This is a genomic window from Alcaligenes sp. SJTW-7 (genome assembly GCF_047716895.1).
Lineage (GTDB): Bacteria > Pseudomonadota > Gammaproteobacteria > Burkholderiales > Burkholderiaceae_B > Alcaligenes > Alcaligenes ammonioxydans.
The window spans coordinates 471,732-492,367 of the sequence record NZ_CP136682.1 but is presented as its reverse complement, the minus strand read 5'-3'; the positions used below and the strand labels follow the sequence as shown (position 1 = coordinate 492,367).

General features: G+C 54.0%; 12 protein-coding genes. 3 read left to right on the top strand and 9 right to left on the bottom strand.

Going from position 1 to position 20,636, the window contains the following annotated elements; genetic code table 11:
• Positions 1–256: 256 nt before the first annotated feature.
• The gene (locus RSQ48_RS02145) at positions 257–1,633 is read left to right on the top strand and encodes a tyrosine-type recombinase/integrase (protein ID WP_415302100.1); all 1,377 of its coding nucleotides are present in this window, start codon (positions 257–259) and stop codon (positions 1,631–1,633) included.
• A 364-nt stretch (positions 1,634–1,997) separates the two neighbouring features.
• Here RSQ48_RS02145 and RSQ48_RS02140 read toward each other — a convergent pair whose 3' ends face one another.
• The 9 genes from RSQ48_RS02140 to RSQ48_RS02100 all read right to left on the bottom strand — a co-directional run bounded on the left by RSQ48_RS02140 (position 1,998) and on the right by RSQ48_RS02100 (position 16,383).
• The gene (locus tag RSQ48_RS02140; protein WP_050451002.1) at positions 1,998–2,294 is read right to left on the bottom strand and encodes a DCL family protein; all 297 of its coding nucleotides are present in this window, start codon (positions 2,292–2,294) and stop codon (positions 1,998–2,000) included.
• A 26-nt stretch (positions 2,295–2,320) separates the two neighbouring features.
• The gene (locus tag RSQ48_RS02135) at positions 2,321–4,921 is read right to left on the bottom strand and encodes a DEAD/DEAH box helicase (protein ID WP_415302099.1); all 2,601 of its coding nucleotides are present in this window, start codon (positions 4,919–4,921) and stop codon (positions 2,321–2,323) included.
• Complete coding sequence (locus RSQ48_RS02130) at positions 4,918–5,868, bottom strand: DUF1837 domain-containing protein (protein ID WP_415302098.1); 951 nt, start codon at positions 5,866–5,868, stop codon at positions 4,918–4,920. Before RSQ48_RS02130 ends, RSQ48_RS02135 begins: the two co-directional genes overlap by 4 nt.
• Before the next feature lie 532 nt (positions 5,869–6,400).
• Positions 6,401–7,084 carry a M48 family metallopeptidase gene (locus tag RSQ48_RS02125; RefSeq protein WP_415302097.1) on the bottom strand — a complete coding sequence of 228 codons (684 nt, stop codon included), beginning with the start codon at positions 7,082–7,084 and terminating at the stop codon, positions 6,401–6,403.
• The gene (locus tag RSQ48_RS02120; protein ID WP_415302096.1) at positions 7,084–10,317 is read right to left on the bottom strand and encodes a type I restriction endonuclease subunit R; all 3,234 of its coding nucleotides are present in this window, start codon (positions 10,315–10,317) and stop codon (positions 7,084–7,086) included. The genes RSQ48_RS02125 and RSQ48_RS02120 overlap by 1 nt, the downstream gene beginning before the upstream one ends.
• Positions 10,318–10,351: 34 nt before the next feature.
• On the bottom strand, positions 10,352–11,521 hold the full coding sequence (locus tag RSQ48_RS02115) for a hypothetical protein (protein WP_415302095.1): 1,170 nt from the start codon (positions 11,519–11,521) through the stop codon (positions 10,352–10,354).
• A gap of 92 nt (positions 11,522–11,613) precedes the next feature.
• Positions 11,614–12,831, bottom strand: coding sequence for a restriction endonuclease subunit S (locus tag RSQ48_RS02110; RefSeq protein ID WP_415302094.1), 1,218 nt, complete (start codon positions 12,829–12,831; stop codon positions 11,614–11,616).
• Positions 12,824–15,379, bottom strand: a complete 2,556-nt coding sequence (locus RSQ48_RS02105; protein WP_415302093.1) for an N-6 DNA methylase — start codon at positions 15,377–15,379, stop codon at positions 12,824–12,826. The genes RSQ48_RS02110 and RSQ48_RS02105 overlap by 8 nt, the downstream gene beginning before the upstream one ends.
• Before the next feature lie 107 nt (positions 15,380–15,486).
• Positions 15,487–16,383 (bottom strand): helix-turn-helix transcriptional regulator, encoded by an 897-nt coding sequence (locus RSQ48_RS02100; protein ID WP_415302092.1) that lies wholly within the window; start codon positions 16,381–16,383, stop codon positions 15,487–15,489.
• 921 nt (positions 16,384–17,304) lie between these two features.
• On the opposite strand from RSQ48_RS02100, the gene trfA reads away from it, so the two are divergent.
• Entirely contained in the window at positions 17,305–18,402 is a 1,098-nt protein-coding gene (trfA, locus tag RSQ48_RS02095; protein WP_415302091.1) for a plasmid replication initiator TrfA, read from the top strand.
• 158 nt (positions 18,403–18,560) lie between these two features.
• Positions 18,561–20,549: a hypothetical protein gene (locus RSQ48_RS02090; protein WP_415302090.1), complete on the top strand. Its 1,989-nt coding sequence runs from the start codon at positions 18,561–18,563 to the stop codon at positions 20,547–20,549.
• Positions 20,550–20,636: the final 87 nt, after the last annotated feature.

Genomic DNA, 20,636 nt, shown 5'->3' with positions numbered 1-20,636 from the left:
GGGAAAGACTAAAAATCGCGCTAGATGCTTGTAAATACTAGGGATTTTTAAGTGGTGCCCGGGGCCGGAATCGAACCGGCACGCCTTGCGGCGGGGGATTTTGAGAGTGGCAATCCTGGACTTTCCTGGACTTTTTTAGACAATCCTAAAATTATAAACTATTGATTAATAAGGATTTATTGTCTATTGGTGTCTGCTATAGTTTTATTCCATCTTGCGATAAACTGTGCACAAAACTGTGCACGAGATCAGCTAGATGAAAAAACAGATGACGTTAAAAACCGCGATTGAGACGATTAAACCGAGGCAATTTTTGCGGATTGAGTCGGTGTCGCCACGCGGTAGTCTTGAGATTAGAAAGGCAGCCAAAGACGGGATCACTTTTTATTATAGATTCACTCACGACGGTAAGCCGGATCGAGTGCAGATCGGTCTATATGACAAGCTCGCTCCGCCCAAGAGTGTCAATCCTACAAAGCAAGGTTACTCACTTTCTGCTGCTCGTTTTGCGGCGGCTGCTTTGGCAGCTCGGCACTATGAGGCTCGCGATGAAGGCGGCCTGCGGGGACTCTTGCAGCAGGCGAAAGCAGAAGTAGCGGCGAAACAAGAAGCAGAGGCCTTAGCTGCTGTTGCTAAGGGTTATACCTTGGAGAAATTGATGGCCGTGTATGTCGACGGCCTAGGGAATCCAACGACGGCGAAGGATACAAGGAATTCATTTCACAAAAACGTGAAGGTAGCCTTCCCCAAGATTGCCGCCACTCAGGCTAACCAGGTGACAACCGAGCAGATTTCGACCGTGCTACGCAAGGTTTTGGAGGCGGGGTACAAAACGACTGCGAGGCAGGTGAGGGCATATCTTCATGCGGCGTATGAGCAGGCCAGGAAGATCAATAACGACCCGGCTGCTTCCAAAAGGTACGCTCCGTTCAACGTCAAAATCAATCCGGTTTCTGATGTATCAAGTATCCCGAACTCCTATGGCGTGGACAAGAACCCGCTGATGCCAGAGGTGATGCGGGAGTATTGGAAGGTCATCAACGTCCCTGGCAGAGAGTCGGCGTTCCTGCGTTTGCACCTCTTGCTTGGTGGCCAGCGACTGGAACAGCTGCTTCGGCTAAAGAATGAAGATGTGCGCCCCAACGCTGTTGTTTTGGAAGATACCAAGGGACGCTCGGGCAATGTGCGCCTCATTCTCATTCCGTTGATTGAGGCGGCTGAAACTGCGCTCAACGAGTTGCGGTGCGCAGAGGGCGAGTTTGCTTTGTCAGTAAATCCAGGTACGCCCCTGAGTGCGACCACTGTGCGGCGCTGGGCCAAGAATGTCGTAGGAGACTCCATCGAAGGTTTTTCTCTGAAGCGAGTGCGTTCTGGCGTGACCACCTTACTGGCCAAGCTGAAGGTGCCGAAAGAATTTCGTGATGAGCTTCAGTCTCATGGCCTGTCGAGTGTGGAGAAGCGGCACTACAACCTCTATGAGTACTTCGATGAGAAGAAGGAGGCGCTACAGGCGATGTATGACTTTCTGAATGCGTCTGGCGAAGAAAAGGAGCGGGAGCGCCGGCCGCGGGAGCGACGTGCCAGAACAAAGTCGCTAACAGGGCTTGGTGCCTGGAGGAAGCAGAGGCGCTAAAGTGTACTAACCCAGACTCGATCTGACATACACTGTCATCTCAAGTCGCAACTGAGCTCCAATAGCCGCTTTCGGCCAGAACCGTGAATTCGATGGGCACCGCTCACTGTCTACTTTGCTGCGGGAGCCGACGGTGGTCCGGCAAATCGCGCCCGGCTAAGTGTCGAACGCAAGTTTTCACTCGCCGCCTAGCTCCAACGTGCGCGACTTTCCCGACCTGTTTCAGGGTTGAGTTTTGCGTTCGATTCCCCGCACGCATTACCGAAGTTCCCGCAGTCTGCAAGCAAGTGCAAGATGACAGCTGATTAGGCATATGAGCTATCACTTTTAGTGCCCTGAACGAGGGCGGATAACGCTATTTCGCTTAACTACCGTGGATGGAGCCGGTAATGGAAAATTTTTCGGTCGTTCCATCAGTACGATTCACCCAGAAGCACTTCGTGCCGAAGTCAGCAGTTCGGACACTGAAGTCGGTAATGCCGCAACCAATTTTTGCAGCGGCATTTGGATGGCGCTCCAGCGCCGCTCGTAGAATCACTGCGTCGTCGGCGCTGACTCGATCTCCCACGTCATACCGGTGGAGCATCGCCTTCAAGTATTTGACGGCATCCCCCCTCCTGTCGAACTGCAATGGGCCGAGGGCAATGGGCTTTGCGGGCATGCGTAACCTCCGATTCTGTGGTGGTATTACGAGGCTATGTCGCCAGGCAGCGTGAGACGTTCGCGCACCTCGCGGATGATGATGGCTGGGACATCCATTGTTTGGAGTTGACCAACACGCTCGGCAATCCACGCCACGCATTCCTCTCTGGTGAGGTCGTCACGGGCAATTTTTTCGTACAAAACAACAGCGCTCATGCGGGAAAGGCCAAGCTCCATGAGTGAGAGAAGTGTCGTCGACGAAACGCCGAACTCAAGCTGCGTTCCGATATCCAAACCGTCGTCGATTAAATCTTCACGGCCAATCTCACGCAGATGCAGGTGCAGCACATCCATATAGGCTGAAAGGTACTTTGGCGCCCTGAAGCGGGCGATCTGTTCCACCAATTCCATCGTGCCGCGGATCAAGTCCGGGAGCTTGAAAGATCTCGCGGTGTTTTGGTGCCATTCGATGCTATCTCGGATGATCTTAGCCAACGAATACCCCTTTAACCATTTGAAGACGATCAACGCATATAGCCTAATACGGCTTTCGGGGGCGAAGGCTAGAAACATGTGCTTGTTAATCCTTCCCATAATCGTTATGAACCGGTCGTAACTGTCATTGCTCGCCACCTCGGCCAGGAGCAGGTTTTCGACATCACCGCCATACGAACGGAAAGCTTCAAGAAGGCGCTGAAGGCCAACCGCGCTAACCCCTGGATGCCGAGCCGCCAGATCAACGTCGATTTCGATCTGCGCTGCCAAGGCACCGAGAGCCTGATCGAGCTTCGCAATCGACGCAGCGTCATGGCGCTTCGAGAGGCTAGCTGCTGATATAGAGCCAAGCCGCATGAACGTGGTGAGCAGATAGGCGCCAACCTGTTCGAATTTATCCGTGTCCTCAATGCTGGAAATATCCGATAATCCACGCTCGGATAGATAGTCCGCCATACCGTCGCCAAGGTCGAGAACAGCGTCGCTTTCGCGCTTAATGGGGTAGCGCGCGCGGCTGGGCACACCACTGGGCCAAGCCTGCGTATCCTCCGGATCGATACAGATGATGTTTCCTTGGAACTCATCTCCCCATCTGCCTGCGCGGCCAGCTAGGTTCCAGAAGTCGTGCGGCTCCATCGGATGGCCTTTCCCTTTTCGCGGTCCACGCACAACTATTGTGCGACACGACAGGTTCACGCCCTCGATCAGAGTTGAAGTACATACAAGGAAGCGAATTTTTCCTGAACGGAACAGCCGTTCTATCTCTAGCCGGAGCAGCGATGGCATGTTGCCGTAGTGAAACGCCACCCCTCGCTCAACTAATGGTGCAAGCCGAAAGTCCTGGTGCACGCCCTTCCGAGCAAGTTCAGCGAGTTCTAAGAGCTCCGAATCGACGGGTCTAAGCTTGGGGAGGAGCTGACTGATCAGATCGGCGACCTCTTCCGCCTCTCCGGCGCCATTCGTGTAGACGAGCGTACCACCCCTCTCACCGACAGCCGCGGCGATGAACGCAAGGCGCTTCTTGAGTCCATCCGGCGTGCTCGCGAGCTGAAGAGTCCCGACCGGAAGTGTTGCTCCCTCCTGTCGAAGAGTAAGCGTCCAGAGCTTCGATTTTCGCGGTACCTGGGTCGCGACCATGAGGTTCTGAAGGACGGTGGAGAAGTCGCTATCGACGGCGACGGTCTGTACACCATCGGGGGCATCCGTGAGTAACTCTTCTGGGTTCTGGGTCGCCGGACTGATAAATACAGCCTTCAACTTTGGGTTAGCACGGGTGTCTCGCTCTATTGCATCCTGCAAAATCACGCCGCGCTGGTTGTCACCGATCTTGTGCGCTTCGTCCACGATGAGCAGATCGATCGAAAGCACGTCACTGAGGACGTTGGCGAGAAAGTGCAACCGTTCCTGTGTGAATACGAGAATCACTCGCGCGCCGCCAGCGCGAGCAGCTCTATACTTATCGGGAAGGGGAAGAGACGACACCTCAATTTCCTCGGTATTACCTAGAATTCTCTTGAGACTGGTCTCTATCTCGGAGACCAGCGCGCGGGTGGGCGCGAGGTAGACGGCCACCCGCGCCTCACGCGCAATCACTTGGTCGATCAGCCACTGAAGCACGAGAAACGTTTTGCCAGAGGCGGTAGGCGCGGATGCTGAGAGCCAGCGTTCCCCTCCCGCATTGCTCCAGAAGCGTTGCTGAAAATCATTTACTTGTAGCCAAGCACCACTCGATTGCACCAAGATGGAACGGTCCATCTCGCGGCGCTGAGCTTCGAGACGCAACGCGACGCCCAGCCGCCCGTCAAGGTCAGCTGTCAGCAGGCCCCGATTCGTGGCTAACGCGATGGCCCGGAAGTTGGAGAGCTTACCCAAGAGGACGGCACCTGCGTCTTTGAGTGCTTGACCGTCCGTCAGAGAAATTGCAGCGGTTGCGATCCGGAGCGCGGCTTCTTGATCGCGCCTTTGATCGGATCGCGCCAGAATGCTGCCAGCGAGCAACAATCTGGGCCAATCAATCGCCGTGGCGGACGGTGCCGAAGGGTCTGGCGCCAGATTATCTAGTTCGTTGCGTACTGTGAGTCGGGTAATTGCATCGAGATCGTCTCGGACGCCTTCTTGGAGAAGCCAGGATTGGAGGTCAGCGAGGCTCATTGTTCCTTGAACCCCATCGCCTTGAGGAATGCGGCGCGGAAACCTTCGGCTGAAGGCAGAGGGATACAGAACATCTCGATTTCCATCTGGTCAAGATTCTCCAATTTGAGCCGTTCCCCAATGCTATTGCTCCAACCAGTAAGTTCAGTGCGGGATGCCTTGACTATCTCCTCAGCAACAGCCTTCGCATTGGCTTCTGGGTAGAATGGTGCGTCGAAGCCTACAAGGGCCACGCCGCAATATTGGACCCGCTTCGACATGACCGACGACTTGTCAAAATAGTTCTTGAGCGCATCGGTGAGAGCTGGGTTACTAAGGTCGGCCTTGTCGCTCAGGAGCATCAGGTCGCGCTCCCGCTCTGCCTCCTCGTGTTCGAGTTCGATTAGGAAGGGGGCGAGGGAATTAAGGCAGGCACGAATCGCAGCGCTCGCATCACCGTAGATTTTTGATTCACCCCAGTAGAGCTTTAATACTCCTTCTGGGGTCACCCCGGCATACACTCCATCCGCGCCGTGATAGTGCATTCGCGTGTCCGTCTTGAGATCCATCTTGCAAAGAATTTGTGGCAACTTGAGGAAGCGCTCCGCCAGTAGGAACAGCAACATCTCGCCACCCTCGCCGGTGTTCGCTAAATCGGTAAATGAGCGTTTGGCCCGCTCGACGAGTTCGGCGACTGCCTCGGTGCTATTGAACCTATGATCGCGCGCCTTCGCATCGGCGAGTTTCGAGCGCGGGATCGCATAGTCAACGACGGCGTTCCGCATGAACTCCGCCAGTCGATGCGGTTGAACACGACCATTCCCATCCACCGAAAGACAGTGACAGTGAATCTTGACTGAATGTCCCTCAATGGGGACGTCTCGCTCCACTAGCGTAAGATGAACTTCTAGTGCTTCTGGATTTCCCGTTAGGGCAGATTCGAGATCAGTGGCAGTAATGGTCGACAAATGGCCTCCATATCGTCTACCCGTCTCCCACAGACGGGCAACGAAAGAAAATGTAACCGAATAAACCTCCATAGTCCACGAACTGGCGCTTAAGGCGCTTTAAGCAGGGATTAAGTCGGTCGAATCACAACATGATCGCCCCTCTGCGGGGCTCGGTTGACGAGCATGAGTGCATAACAACATCCATATCATTCAACTGATACCCGACGACCTGTGTTGGGAAAGTCCGTGAAGTACTTGAAATTGAGATCAATCGAGTCCTGAATTGATAGGTAGACCAGTCTGTCTGGGCCCCACCAGGCTACGATGGTGTTTCAAACTTCTTCGTATTTCGCATGCTTGATTCAGTCTGACAACGGCTATTGCGTCGCAGATCTCGGATGACTAAAAGCTGCTTTTACCAGACGCTCACGGCAAATATGGAACTTCCGCTTTGGGTCGTTTACGGTCTGACAGTGCTTGTCACATCAAGTCTAGATTTATACAGCTAAAGTTTGATCAGAAGACGTTGTGCTTAAGCGAAGCAACCAAGTTAAAACGTCCTACCGGCTCCGTTATCGCGCAGCCAAGCTGCCGCGTGCTTCCAACCAGGCAGCGCTTTGTCCACTTCACCCCAGAACTCTTTTGTATGGTTTCGGTGCTTGATGTGGGCGAGTTCGTGCACGACCAGATACTCGAGCACATCCCCAGGCAATGACATGACCTTCCAGTGGAAGTTGAGATTGCCCAGTTCGGAGCATGATGCCCAGCGATTTTGGAGCTCCCAAACCCGCAGCTTTCCGGGACGGACACCCATCCTGGAGGCATACCGGTCAATGATACCTGGGAGCCGCTCATAGCCTAGTTTCCTGTACAGAGCCCGGAGAAGCTCCTCTGCCTTGGCCAGTTGGCTGCGTTTCAATACCAGTCGATCGCCTACCAACTCTAACGGCTTCTTGGTGTCCGATCGCACATCCAAAATGCAAGGTTTGCCGGCTACATAGAATGACTCACCTGATACAAACTCACGTTTTGGCACGTTGCGGTTGAGCTCCCGCCACAGAGCCATATTTCGATAGATCCAAGGCAGTTTCTTTTCGACGACCTTGACCAGCTGTTCGTCAGCAACCGACGATGGAGCGCGTACGCTCACCGAGCCATCTCGCTCAATAAAAATAGCTACGCTCCGACGGGCAGAGCGCAGCACGGTGCAATCAATGTCAGCAACCTTAAGCATCAGCTGAGAATATCAGAATGTCGGGCTTTGGCTAGTTGCACAACATCCTGGGCCAGCGTCTCGAAATGCTCCACCAAAATATCCACGCCACTGTCGACTAAGCGGTCCTCGACCAGGCCCTGCAAATTCGAAACCATGACGCTGTTTGCCCAGAACCCAGGGGTCGTCATTTCATCCTTGAGCATAGGCATCAAGCCATTCACCAACGACTTCATACCCGCTTTGTCTGTCGAAGTCAGCTTTATGGATTTCTCGAGAGTTTTGAGCAACATTTCGTAAAACGGAACTGCTTTGGCGTCCACACCTTCCGTAGGCGCCTTCGAGCGTCCAGACTTTGCGGTGCCAACAAGTAGTTCCAACTGCTTGGCCTGTTCGTCCCAGTTGTCCTTGTACTTCTTCAGCACCTCTTCAAGCTTTTCGGATAAGGAGCCAAACCACGCAGGATCTTCTTCCATATGCACGGTGATGTGCTTGCGAAGTGAGTGCTCCATCTCCGACGCCTTTGCCTTCGAGGACTTGCCTTTTTTCACCTGATCTGGGAACGCCGCAGACATCAATTCGATGGGAGGCACCTTCATGTTGATGCCGAGACTGACCAAGTGGTCGTTGATTAGCTTTTTGACCTTTTCACCAGCATTGCCAAAGCTCATCCCCTCATCCTTGAAACGCTCACGGGCCTGTGCCTTCAGCCAGGCAAAGCGCTTTGCTGGCGCAATGTAGCCGCTCGCCTTTGGGTCGGGAAGTATCGTGTTCAGTGCCTGCAAGAACAACATCAGTAAGACGGAAAAGGTCTCGCGCTGCTGGATGTCTTCGAGCACATCCATCATCATCTCAAAGATCAGGTAGTCATCCTCCGCATCAAGCTTTTGATTTCCCCAGTCCTCAGCCTCGGAAAGCTTGTTCTCATTGAAAAAGTAGATGAGTCGGCCATAGGTGCCTTCCAGCTTGGCAAACTCCTCTTCCATGGAGTGCATGCCCTGCAAGATTTCATCCTGATCATCGCTCGCGTAGATTTTCAATGCCTCGCGCAGGTGCTTGGTAAGCCCCACGTAATCGACGATCAGACCGAATTTCTTACCCGGGTACGTGCGGTTCACTCGAGCAATCGCCTGCAACAGAGTGTGCTCACGTAAGGGCTTGTCGATGTACATCACTTGCTCGATGGGCGCATCAAAGCCCGTCAGGAGCATGTCGCACACGATAAGGAATGCGATCCCAGTCTCAGGCTTATCGTAGTCGAAGCGCTTTAGGAGGTTGTTTACGGCATCCAGCTCTTTGGCCCGTTTTTTTGCTTCCAGGACGCCGGCCAGCTCGTTGGTGCCATCGACCGACACAATCACTGCCGCCTTCAGGAAATTGATGCGTTTGAGGGTTTCAGAATCTGCGTCCGCACGCTTGGCATATTTATCAGCGTACTCCTCAAGCGCTTTGGCGATGGCACCCTCATAGCGAAGCGCTGCGATCTTCGAAACACTCACGACCTGGGCTTTGAAGCCATCAGGCATAACATTTTCGATGTAGTGCTTCACAAGGTTCTTTGAAACTTCGGCAATCCGCGCCTCAGCCTCCAAGATATCCTCCCGGGTGCCGTATTTCTTCTTAATTGCCTCCAGCTCTTCCTCGGTACGTTCGGCGAAAAGATCATCGAATTTCTCGTCAAATTCTGACTTGTGAGACAACGCGGTGTCAGTTGTACGCCCTGTGTAGATAATTGGCAGCACTGCGCCATCTTCTTGGGCATCTTTCAGCTTGTAAGTGTCGATGAGGTCGCCAAAGCGTTGCATCGTAGTCTGGTCGTGCCGCGCCGTTATAAGCGGCGTACCAGTGAATGCAATCTTGACGGCGTTCTTGAATGCGATGGCCAGGTTGTTGCCGAGATCTGAATACTGGGTCCGGTGGGCTTCGTCAATAAAGACGATGATGCGATCGGATGAGTTCACCTCGGGGAACGGTTTGAGCTTTGGCGCCGACAATGAGATGCCCAGCGCAGATTTGACACTCTCAGGGAGCTGCTCCGCAGCCTCGCGGAACTTGTGGACCATTACCAAGTAGAGGCCTGAGTCGTTGCCGGCCAGTTTTTCTCTCAACTCCTGAGAGCTACCGATAGTCGTAACTTTCTCCCCTGCCAGGTGAGCGGTCCCCCCGAGCTGATCTTCCAGGTCCGTGCGGTCGTTGACCATCACCACCTTCAAATCAAACAGGTCCTTCGAGGAGCGCAGCTTCTTCACAAAGAAAACCATCGTCAGCGACTTGCCGGAGCCTTGCGTGTGCCAGATAACGCCTCCTCGATTCGGTCCTTCATTCGAGCGGATGCGGGCCAGAGCCTTGAGAATGGCTCGGTATTGTTGGTAGCGGCAAACGACCTTGATGAGCTTGTCGCGCTTGGTAGCGAACAGGCAGAAATTCTGGAGCAAGTCGAGCAGCGTGGGCTTTGGGAGCATTCCCTGGATGAGAACCTCTTGAGCTCGAGGCGCTCCTCCAAGCGGCGGGGTGTAGGTCTGGTATTCGGGCGGCTCGATGGAGCGCCAAGTCTGGAACTCGTCCATTTCCGCAGTGATCGAACCGTACACCGCCTGGGTGCCTGTAGTCGCAATCGAGAGCAGGTTGAAGTGGAACAGGCGTTCCTCGCCTTCCTTGACTCCACCCTTGGTCGACTCATCACGGCGTTCGGAATAGCGCAAAATTTGACGCTTGGCTTCCTCCAGCGGCAGGCTGGTAAACGTGTTGGCCTCCTTGGCCTCAATGACCACCAGGGGTAAGCCGTTCACGAACAGTACGATGTCCGGGCGGATGTGTTCCTTAGCCTGGCCTGGGGTATCAATGCGAAACTGGTTGATGGCCACGAACTGGTTGTTGTCAGGCTTGTCGAAATCGATGAATCGAGCCTTACGCTTCACAACGCCGGTAGCAGTCTCATGGTCGAGATCATCGACGCCGGCAAGCAGCGCCTCATGTACAGCCCGGTTGGCTTCAACCAAAGAACCTGGGCGCGACGTGATGTGCTCAAACAAAAATTCAAGTTGAACGTCGGTCAGCCAAGGCAGTCCAGCCTCATCCAGATTGATCGCCCGAACAGCCTCGAAAAACACACTCCTGAGCGCAACCTCTTTGAAACTTCTGCGATGGCTACTATCCGGGGAGGACGGCAGCGACTCGCCATGATCAATGACATCCCAACCAAGGGTTGCCAGCTGGTCGAGGAATGGTTTTTCTACTTGTAGGCGTTCGGACATTGTTGCTCCCTATGGTTTGTCTTTTTGTATAGGACTAACGTTTCTTCCCGGCCCTGTCCGGAGCGACGTAGAGGTTGAACATGAACACGTGAACCGTGACCTCTCTGGAAGGGTCCTCTTTGGACTGAAAGACAAACCTCCATTCACCGGATGGAGCTGACAGTTCTCGAAGATAGCCAGGCCTAGTAGTTAGAGCTGGGCGCACCTGTTCTTGGGTGCCAGAAAATCCAGCAACGCTCTTGTTGAAGATGACCAAGGCTGCCTTGCAATCTCGCCAGGTCAGGTATCCCAGCAGTTGATCGAGAGTTTCTCCAAGGAGCTTTTGACCACCCCACAGCTTGCACTCCGCCACAAACGCCGAACGAGACTCTTCTTCTATCCGGATGTCTGTTTTCCCGTATTTACGGAAAGTCTCGCCGGTTGCCTTACCCTCGAAGATGACGTTGATGTGCGAAAGCATATTGTCCCGCAGGCCTTCTTCGCCAATGGCGGCATAGGTCTGTGGAGTGCCTTCGAATGACGCTCCTGCATGGCGGATGATTCTAAGGATCTCCTCAAACGCTTCCGCATTGATGGCTGGCTCGGGTTTGACGCCGGTAGCCGGAACTCGTGGTAGCGGGCGGCTAACCTTCTTTGCCATCTCAATGGGCTTGAAATCTGGCATACCTGGCTTCTTCACCAAGGGAATGTCGAAAACTGCTGAAACCCCATCAAGTTTTTCCAACTCCTTGCGACGAGTCTCAACGCTCTCTCGAATTTGGCGCGGTAGCTGCTCATTGAAGGCAGATAGCATCTGAGCCTGCCACCCGATGTAGTTACGAATATTGCTCAGTTGCGAATCCAAGGTTTGTTTTAGCTGCTCCGGGCTTGCGCTGCTGGTGTTCTCGATACGGATAATGAGAAGTGAGCGGCGAGCATCAACCTCGGCGGACGGCAGCACCGTGGACCATGTATTCGGACGCAACTTCCAGAGGTTTGCGTCCCCGCTGAACGGGTAAAAGAAGGTGAATCGAAAGCCTTTGGCAATGGTAGGCCCTGAGTGGGCTTGGGCATAGTCAAATCGACCAGTTACATCGATCTGAGCCTCTTCTCTGTCCATAGACCGCTGCTCCTCATGGAGGGTCAGCGGTGTCACTGAATACTCGGCTACGAGATGCTCAACCAGCGTATCAATTGAGGTTGCCAAAAAATGATCTCGGCGCATGCTCGCTACAGCATTACGAGCTGTCCTAATCTGGTTATCAAGCGAGGACTGTAGGTCTCCATCGGAGAAGAGATAATTTCGCGTACTCCGCATCAGTGGGCTCCCGTGACGCGAACCGCGCCGGTAAGCAAGTCTTTCATTAGCCCTTGCTTTTTCAGCCGAAGCTTGATGATCTCAGCTTTGTTCTGAGCTTGTATCGCGTCAACGGATTCGACGGCTTCCAAAATTTGGCGTTGTTTCTCTATCGGCGGGGTAAGAACAGGGAATCCTTTAAGCTGAGTCGAGTTAATCGAAGCCAAATTCGTGGATTGCTTTGATGCCAGCATGAAAAAACGCTTACCAAAGGCTGAAGCAGCCCAAAGAGCGAGAAAACCAGGCAGTAATTTGGATTGATCGCACCGAACTCGGAAGACATGGTTTTGATGCAGACAGTTTGGAATCTGCCCCTCCCACACCGCTCCTCGCCCCAGTTTGTCGAAGTCGCCACCCTCATTCATCAGCACGTCGCCTGGCTGTAGCATAACTTTCTCCGCATTTTCCACGGGGATTCTGATGGTTTTAACTTCGCTCAACTCTAACCGCCCATCTTGTACATTCGCGACGCGCAGGTAAGGGTACTCAGCTGTTCCTACACCACTAAATTCACGCCCTAAGGTAATACCGCTTCCGATATCAGCCAAATCTTTTAGCGGAAGTTTCGGAGCAGCGGCAACTTCATCAAGCAGATCTCTGATTAGGCCTGTCCTAGTTGCATCAAACTTGGAGATTAATGCTTCCGTCGCCTCAATCTGCTCATCCAGTGCAGACAGCACGTCGGCGATGCCGCATTGCTCTAGATACGTCGGAACGAGGGCCTTGAGTCTTTTAACATTGCCGACTGTGATGGCTGGATAATTTGAGCCAGCCACCAGGCTCTCAACTTGCAAGTCGATTGAGTCGGAGAACAAGAGCTGCTTTAGAAACTCGGGATGGCTTACCTCCCGTCTTGCTCGCAGAACTGCAAATCCCGTCGAGGCGACCAACTCGCCAGTTTCTTGTATTCTTGCGATAGCTTTTAAGTTCGGGCGGACCGTTGCCATCAAGACATCGTCTTTTCTGACTTTTTTTCTTGCCCGAGAGGGAGCAGTCGAAAACTTCTCAAGGCTGAGTTGGTTTGAAATTCTGTTCGGTGAAACGCTCGCAATATCTATGTATTGAAATTCGTAGTCACTTAAAGTTGAGCTCGACAACATATCAGGATCAATGTCACAGATTTCGCCAAGCGTGGCCAGAGCCCAGCCAGCAGGAGCTTGCAAATGTTTGCTATTCATAACCCTTCTCCTTCAGGAAAGCGCTCAACTTTGCCGCTGCTGCGGTACGCTTTGCCTGAATGTCCTGCAAAGTTACGGCGTACTTGGCCCACAACAGTTCGATCCGTCCAACAAGTTGTGCCTGGTAGGCTCCTACACGATTTTCATAGGCGTTAACCAGCGTTTTCTTCCAACGCTCCAGAATTAGCTGCTCCGCGTCCGCATCCGAGATGGCGTCTCGAGCCTTCTCCACTAGGACGTCACGCTTGAGTTCAATCGCTTTTACCGTCTGCTTGGCGGCCTTCAGCTCATCTTCTTTGGCCGTATGCTTGGTCATCAAAGACTCAACCTTCGAGATCTCGTTTTCCAAAGCCTTCGCTTCAGCCGGAGCCGTTTTCTTCAAGGCTTTAGCCTCGCGTGCCAGCTCTTTCTTGCGAGCCTTCAGTGCATCAATAACAGCTTTGCGCAACACATCGCCGCTTTCCTCGAAGTCGTAGGTATCGAGATCGACCTCCTCAACTTCTTCACCTTCCCCCGGCTCCGCAGCTTCGAATTCACCTTGCAGGCGTACGATGGTTTCTTGAGCCTTCTGCAACTCCTTCAACACATCTGGAAACTGGGCCGCCAGGATGTCGTCTGCCGGAATCAGATCCGCATTCCAACCAGATGCGGCTACCGATTTGAAGTCCGTCGCTAGCTCGCTGGCAAACTCTGCAAAGGCCCCGCGAATCTGAAATTTGTCCAACAACCCGAAAGGCACCAAGGTGTCCTCGAGACTTTGAGCGAATTTCTTGCGCAACGGTACAAAGCTACCGAGTTTGGGCAGCTGCTTAAGGTCGCCAACATTGGCTTGCCACCAGGAGGCCAAGGCCTCTGCAAACTTCGCATTGGTGGCTTTCACCGAATCGTTCTTTTCAACCAAGAGCTTTGCTTGCGCTTTGTCGGCCTTCAGCGCCGGCACAAAGTCGCAATACGCGGCGTCCCCGGCGCGACAAGTAAACAGCTGATCACGCAAGGTGCCGTAGTTTTTCCAGTATCCTTGGAGGTCATCAATTTCGGTCGTGGGTACACCGCCGTGGATATGGGCGCGCACATCCTGCGGCTCAGGCCAAGGAGAGTTGTCCACATAGCGACGGATGTTCAGGTTCCAGTCTTCGGCCTTCAGGTCTGCGAAAGGAATCAATTCGGAGTAGCCCTTCACCTCAAGGCGTTCGTGATACACGTAGGCTATCTTTTCGATGTCTTCCGGGCGAAGGATAGTCTGGTTCTTGCTCTCCTTGAATTCACGGTCCGCGTTGATGAACATCACATCCTTACGATCCTTGGTGCCAATCTTCGACAGCACCAAGACACAGGCGGGAATACCTGTTCCGTAGAAGAGGCCAGGCGGAAGGCCAATGATGGCTTCCAGGTTGCCTGCTTCGATGATCTTCTTGCGGGCTTCCTTCTCGGGGCCACCTCGGAATAACACTCCATGCGGCATCACTACAGCAGCTTTGCCATCCTGATCTAGCGTCGCCACGATGTGCTGAACGAACATCATGTCAGCCTTCTTGCCGCTTTCGGGCATGAAGGTATGGAAGCGTTCAGGGAATTGCATTTCCGCCTTGGAGTAGTTCTGCGAGAACGGCGGATTGGCTAGCACCCGCTTGAATCGCATCAAAGAACCATCATTGATGTGCTGCGGCTTGCCCAAGACATCTTCGTTGCGAATGTCTGCTGCTCGGTAGCCGTGCAAGATCATGTTCATCTTGCAGATGGCCCAGGTGGTACCCGACAGTTCCTGGCCATACAGTGCCATACGTTGAGCGTTACCCCCGGATTCCTCGACGTACTGCCCTGATTGGATGAGCATGCCGCCGGAGCCGCAGGTGGGGTCGTAGACCGACATGCCCTCGATAGGCTCGAGCAGCTGCACCAGCAGGCGCACGACCGGTGCCGGGGTGTAGAACTCACCGCCTTTTTTGCCCGCCGAGTCAGCAAAGTACTTGATGAGGTATTCGTAGCCGGCACCGAGGAGGTCGGGGAACTCGAAGTCTGCGTTGGCCAGCTTGACCGTACTGAAGTGAGTGATCAGGTCGACGATCTTGTCGTCGGGAAGAACGCGCTTCTTGTCGCCCTTGGTGTGCACGAAGTTAATTGGCTTGAGCACGCCGCTCAAGGATTCGCTGTTGTCTTCCTCGATGGCGGCCAAGGCCTTGTTCACCATCTCTCCGACGTTCTGCTTGACATGCATCAGGCCGCGGAATTGTTGGCCATTCTCGAGAGTGATGGGCTCATCGAGTTCCCAGCGTGCGCGCTCGGGCACCCAGAAGGTGTAGTGGGGACTGCGCTTGTGATTGAGCTTGGTCTCGATGACCTTTGCAGATGCGCCCGACGCTTGCAGTTCCTTGAGCAAGGCTGCGCGGTCCGCAGCGAACTGGTCGGATAGCCGCTTCAGGAACAGCATCCCAAAGAGGTACTCCTTATATTCCGAGGCATCCATATTGCCGCGGAGGATGTCACTTGCCTTCAGAAGAAAGGACTCGAGCTGCGTAAGAGTAAGCTTTTTGCGATGACGACTGGCCACAGATTCTCCAACCAATTTGTTCGGGGGTATCTGTATAGCGTTATTGCTCATGCATGAACCTTTAGATTTAGCTTTTTCGGTAATCTCAGCGACATACCAAGTTGAATTTAATGAAGGTGCGTCGTCGGATGACGGTAACCCGGAGCCAGTTTTGCGTTCTCGACGCCATAGAGTGCCAGCGGATCGCGGAGCCACAGGCGGTACTGCTCGTCTTGGAGGCTGTGATCGGGTGAGCAGTCCACACTCCAGCGCAGGAGCATGTAGCCTGCAACAGCAGCGCGAACGCGCATCCGGATCGAGCCATCCTTCATGGCGTAATCCATTCGAATGATTTCCGGCCGGTTTAGGCGTGGGTGCGGGACGAATTCCAGCTCAACGATTCGTGTCCACTGGATATCATTGTCGGACCGCTCATTGGACTTCGGCTCCTCGTCGAGCAAGACAGGCGCCTCTATTCGCGTAATGACGAAGTCGCGGAACTCACCGCTCTTGCGATCGAATGCCCTCACGTGCCAGCGCAGCCCGGTGTCAACCAGGGCAAACGGTACGATGACTCGCTCAGACTCCCCGCTGCTCATCGAGTGGTAACGGATGGCCACTGGTCGCTTGGCGTGAATCGCTCGGCAAATAGGGGCCAGCACATCCATCCGAGGGCTTGTCAATACCGATGGAGATTCGCAAGGTAGAAGCGGTTGTGAATCTCCACTCACTCCATCACCAAATCCCAAGGCAAGTGCTGACAAGACGCGTGGCGAGGCATGCTCAAAAGTTGGGGTGAAGCTTTTGCCAATACGGTAGATCTTGCCGCTGCCATCGAACTCTATGTTTTGCGGGGCGATCTCTCTGTACAAGGCGAGGTCTCTTGTTGCACCCGCAGGAGCAATCTCGAACCGGCTGACCAGGTCCGGGCGCCCGACCTCACCGAAGAAGTAGAGCCGAAAATCGATGTAGGCCAGCCGCTCGCGCTGCGCATGGCTCAGGTCATCGACACTTTTGGAGCGCACAGTTAGTGTCTCCTTAGCCAAGAGAACGGGGGAAACGGCTAGAGAAGTACACTATTCTTATCATTCTTAGCCCGACGTTATCATCAAAATGATTATATTCTGAGGCTGTTTTTGTAGAAAAGCAAGGATTTGGCGACCTTGCATCAGACAGTGACACACCGCGGTGTCGCTAGTGAGCAATGGACAGCCGGCACCCAGGCGGCCAGCGGCCGCAACCCTATCCTGGAGTTGGCTACTGCGCTCCGTCAGGGTTGGTCGATACCACGCTCGCACCACCTCGGCCCTGGGTGCAGAAACCGAGCATCCGCACCCAATGAACTCCTCAACCCAGATCGGGTGCAATGCCTCGGATTGCTGGACGCCTCATCGCTGGCGCATCATCTCAAGCTTGAGAGGCTCCATCGAATGAGGGGCTATGCAGGCTACAGAGGTCTACCATGTCTATGGCTGTGTATATACACATCAAATCTCCTAGCAATTTAATGGCGTTTTTGGATGTCTATCAGCCCAGCATGCTGTGGAGTACAAGTTTTGGTGCTGCGGAGTACAAGTCGCCGTGCTGTGGAGTACAAGTTTTAATGCTGTGGCGTACAAGTCGTTTGGGCAGCGTTTCCCTCTGAGCCTCCCTCTGAAATCGAAGTTAGGAACTATCCTGAGTCGACTGACTCGGTCATGGACGCACTGATGTGTATATACACATCAAATCCCGTTGTCCTACCGAGTTCCATATGAGCAGCACCGAGCCAACCAAAAAGAACGCATCCCGCCATTCCCCCACCACAGTCCAATTTGTTGCCCGGGTTCCTCGAGACCTACATAGCAGTTTTCATGGCACGTGCCATCAGCTTGGCTTTAATGCATCGGAGGTTCTGCGCTCCTTGATGGAGAGCTTTGTGCGTATGAACCAGACTGAGGGAAAGAATGGCTGAATTGACGAACCTCTCCCGCGCCGATAAGCTTCGAGCCCTTGCTGAAGCCACTGCACGCGCCGCCCTGAAGGCGGCCCCTGATGCGCGCGAAGACTTGCTTGAAGCCTCGAACACGCTATCGTCCCTTGCTCACACCAGTGAGCTGAGGATCAAGAAGCAAGAAGAGCCCGTCAAGATATTGCCGTCGAACGCTACCCGGGACGAACTCACGTCCGCGCGAAGCCGGCAGGCGACCCGACGCGGCGCAGAAACCTACCTGCCAACGCTCTCCGATGTGGCTCAAGTGCTGCCAAACGCTTTATTGCGCTGTGCCCTGTTCTCCAGCAGTCGCAAAGTGCCGACGCTGAACGACCAGGTGCTATCCGGCGATACATCCCTGCTGGTCGTCAACAAGACGATCGCGTCATTCAACAACGTCACCGTGACGCTGAATGGGTATGAGCTTTGCCAGTTCGACCGTATCGTCTATGCGACCTGCCTGGACTACTACCGCGAGCGTCCGCTTTCTCCGGAGACGGAGAACAAGCATGTCGGGACGACCTTCTACGAGTTCGCTAAGCGGATGGGCCGCTCATACAGCGTGAGGTTGCATCACTCAATCCGTGCAAGCCTGCTAAGACTGAGCTTTGCCCAGCTACGAATTCGGCGAGATCGTCTCAATCTCGAAGTGCCAAAATTCCTCTCGGTTTCATTCGAAGACAGTGAGCAAGATGTTGAGGCATCAGCAATCGCAGGCGCTCCCCTGGGCAGCGATCGACTCTGGCTGCGGGTCAGTGAATCTGTTGCCGAGCTTTTCGGGCCGGGAGCTTGGACAGCGCTGGAACGAAAGGCGATGGATTACAGCGGGCTCCAGGGGTGGCTGGCAAGTTTCTATGCAACCCACCAAGGTCCGCTGTGGCTCAGCGTGAAAAAGCTACATGAAATGTCCGGCTATGAATCTAGGTTCAGCAACTTCCGAAAGGGACTGTGCGAAGCGCTCGACAAATTAAAAGCCGGCGATACGCCGCCCTCGTGCCGGATTTCGGAGTATCACTTCTCGAATGACGGGGAGAAGATCCAGGTTCATCGGGTGAGTTGGAACGGGGAGTGAGGGCTGGAGTCTAGGTGCTGGGGTGATGCTAAAGCTGAATGTTCTGATCATGGTCAGGGTAATTTGCCTATACGGGAGGCGAAGTTTTTTTGCTGAGCCACCTTCGCCCGATGACTACCTGAGATTTGTGTCCCTTTGCAGCTCAAAGGGGGAAACCCGTGAAAGGGAAAAAACCAAACAAATCAGTTGGTTACAAAATCGTCAGGTATTTCACTCCGTCGTCTATAACTGCTTCGCAGACGGCAGAAAACCAAGGTGGTTTGGCTAGAAAGAGATTTATGAGCCAACCATTAACCTATCAAACCCTACTGGAAAACCTGAATCGTCAAGTCGAGATCCAAACCATCAATGCGCAGACCGCGGCAAACCGCGCGACCGTACTGCGAAGCTTTCTACGGGCCAATCGCTTGAGCATAGATGATGTCATCGGCAGTGAGATGCGCGTTAGCCACATCGAGGCCCTGGAGCGCTTCTTCAACTATTTGGCAGACGAAGGTAAGTCGAACCGAGATATTTCCAACAATCGCTCAATGATGCGACGTTGGAAGGAAGCCGTCGTCGAGCTGGACACAGCAGCGGCCCTTAGCGCCGGCAGTCAGACGCCGCTCCAGGAGACACTCCGAAGCGTAATTGCAGACTTACCCGTTGCCCACGTAGCAAGACGAGCAGGCATCCCAAAAGACATGCTCTGGGGCTGGTTGCGCGGAAAGATTCCTCGCGCCGGCAGTGCTCGCTATCTTCTGCGCCTGGAAGGCTTTTTTGGCCTAGAGAGAAATCTACTGGTTAACCTCTCCGGAATGCGTCCTTACGGTTTCAAGCCAACTGTCGGTGGCACGCCAGCTCCTGTGCCGTTCAATCAAAAGATTGTGGAGCTCACTAAGTTGCCGTTCTGCGCAAAGCCTGAGGAGGGCTCATTGCTGCGAGAGCAGTGGACCGAATTTCTCCGGTATAAAACATCAGCCGTCCCAAGCTATAAACGCAGCCGTTTGGCCAAGTGGCGGTTTTCTCCTTGCCCCATCACACCGCTAAGACCATCGAGTTGGTTTGAGTTTCTAGATGGTCGAGAAGTCGCTACCGCGAGAATCAATTGGCACAAGACGGCGTCTTACCTCGGCTGGCTTGGTCTTGACAAAAACGAAGGCGGGTTAGGCATGGCTAAAGAGACTGCCGAAACAATGGCGTGGTTGGCCGTCCCAGACTACATCGAGCAATACATCGAATGGCAACGCAAACGAGTGGGAGTACTGAGCCGCGGAGTGCCGCAGTTTTTTGGTTTCATTGGGTCGGTGGTGCGCCCTGAGGTTGGCTACTTGCGGCAACGCCCTGAGCTCCTGAAAACACTCCCGCAGAAGTACTGGGATTACGACTGGGAGACGTTGTGTCAGCGTCAGTTTGAATTGCTCGATCAATTGAATCAGTCCTACAAGGATGAGATTGTCGCTTCAAGATCTTCTATGGAGCCCTTGAAACACATCCTGCAATCCACGCAGCCCATGGATGCCATGGCCGATATGATCCAGCGGATTCGTGCCGATCGCCCTGTCGGCCAGCCTCGCAGAGAGGCTTTCTGGGCCCGTGACTTGGTGTTGCTGAGGATGTTGATAAGCAACCCGTTGCGGTTTCGTATGCTCGCAAGCTTGACCTGGAGAGCCGATAACACGGGCGAGCTTTACCAGCGTCCTGATAAGTCATGGTGGGTTCGCATCTCAAGGGCGAAGTTCAAGAACGTGAAAGGTGCTGCTGGTGACCGGGATTATGACAGCCAGGTTCATGCGTCCGCCTGGCGAGATATTGAGCGCTACCTGTTCATTTTCCGTCCAAAACTATTGCGCGAACCGACTGACCTAGTTTTCTTGGCGATGGCTTCCCATGGCGTTACGGAGCATAGGCCATGGGAGGGGTTGAGCCAGCATGTAGCTAGGCTCACGGCGCGGTACCTCGTGCGCTGCGTCGGTATCCGTGCGCACGCCTTTCGACATATTGTCGCAACATCGATTCTGAAGGCGGACGGAGGGGACTACAAGACAGCAGCGCTGGTGCTCAATGATCGCCCTATAACGGTAGAGCGCCACTATGCATGGCTGCGCTCAAATGACGGTAGTGAGCGCATGGCTGAATTGCTGGATAGCTCGTTCAAGCGGATGTAGGAGCGTTTGCTGGTTGGGTGCTGCTCACGAGATCGGGGCGGCACCCACCGGTTGAATCAGCAACCCGAAGCGGTAATTGCCAGCTTT

Bases quoted from the DNA above. Each gene is read 5' to 3' on its own strand.
- RSQ48_RS02135 (WP_415302099.1), bottom strand. From the start codon at position 4,921: ATGAGCCTCGCTGACCTCCAATCCTGGCTTCTCCAAGAAGGCGTCCGA.
- trfA (WP_415302091.1), top strand. From the start codon at position 17,305: ATGGCTGAATTGACGAACCTCTCCCGCGCCGATAAGCTTCGAGCCCTT.
- RSQ48_RS02120 (WP_415302096.1), bottom strand. From the start codon at position 10,317: ATGTCCGAACGCCTACAAGTAGAAAAACCATTCCTCGACCAGCTGGCA.
- RSQ48_RS02125 (WP_415302097.1), bottom strand. From the start codon at position 7,084: ATGCTTAAGGTTGCTGACATTGATTGCACCGTGCTGCGCTCTGCCCGT.
- RSQ48_RS02140 (WP_050451002.1), bottom strand. From the start codon at position 2,294: ATGCCCGCAAAGCCCATTGCCCTCGGCCCATTGCAGTTCGACAGGAGG.
- RSQ48_RS02110 (WP_415302094.1), bottom strand. From the start codon at position 12,831: ATGAATAGCAAACATTTGCAAGCTCCTGCTGGCTGGGCTCTGGCCACG.
- RSQ48_RS02145 (WP_415302100.1), top strand. From the start codon at position 257: ATGAAAAAACAGATGACGTTAAAAACCGCGATTGAGACGATTAAACCG.
- RSQ48_RS02115 (WP_415302095.1), bottom strand. From the start codon at position 11,521: ATGCGCCGAGATCATTTTTTGGCAACCTCAATTGATACGCTGGTTGAG.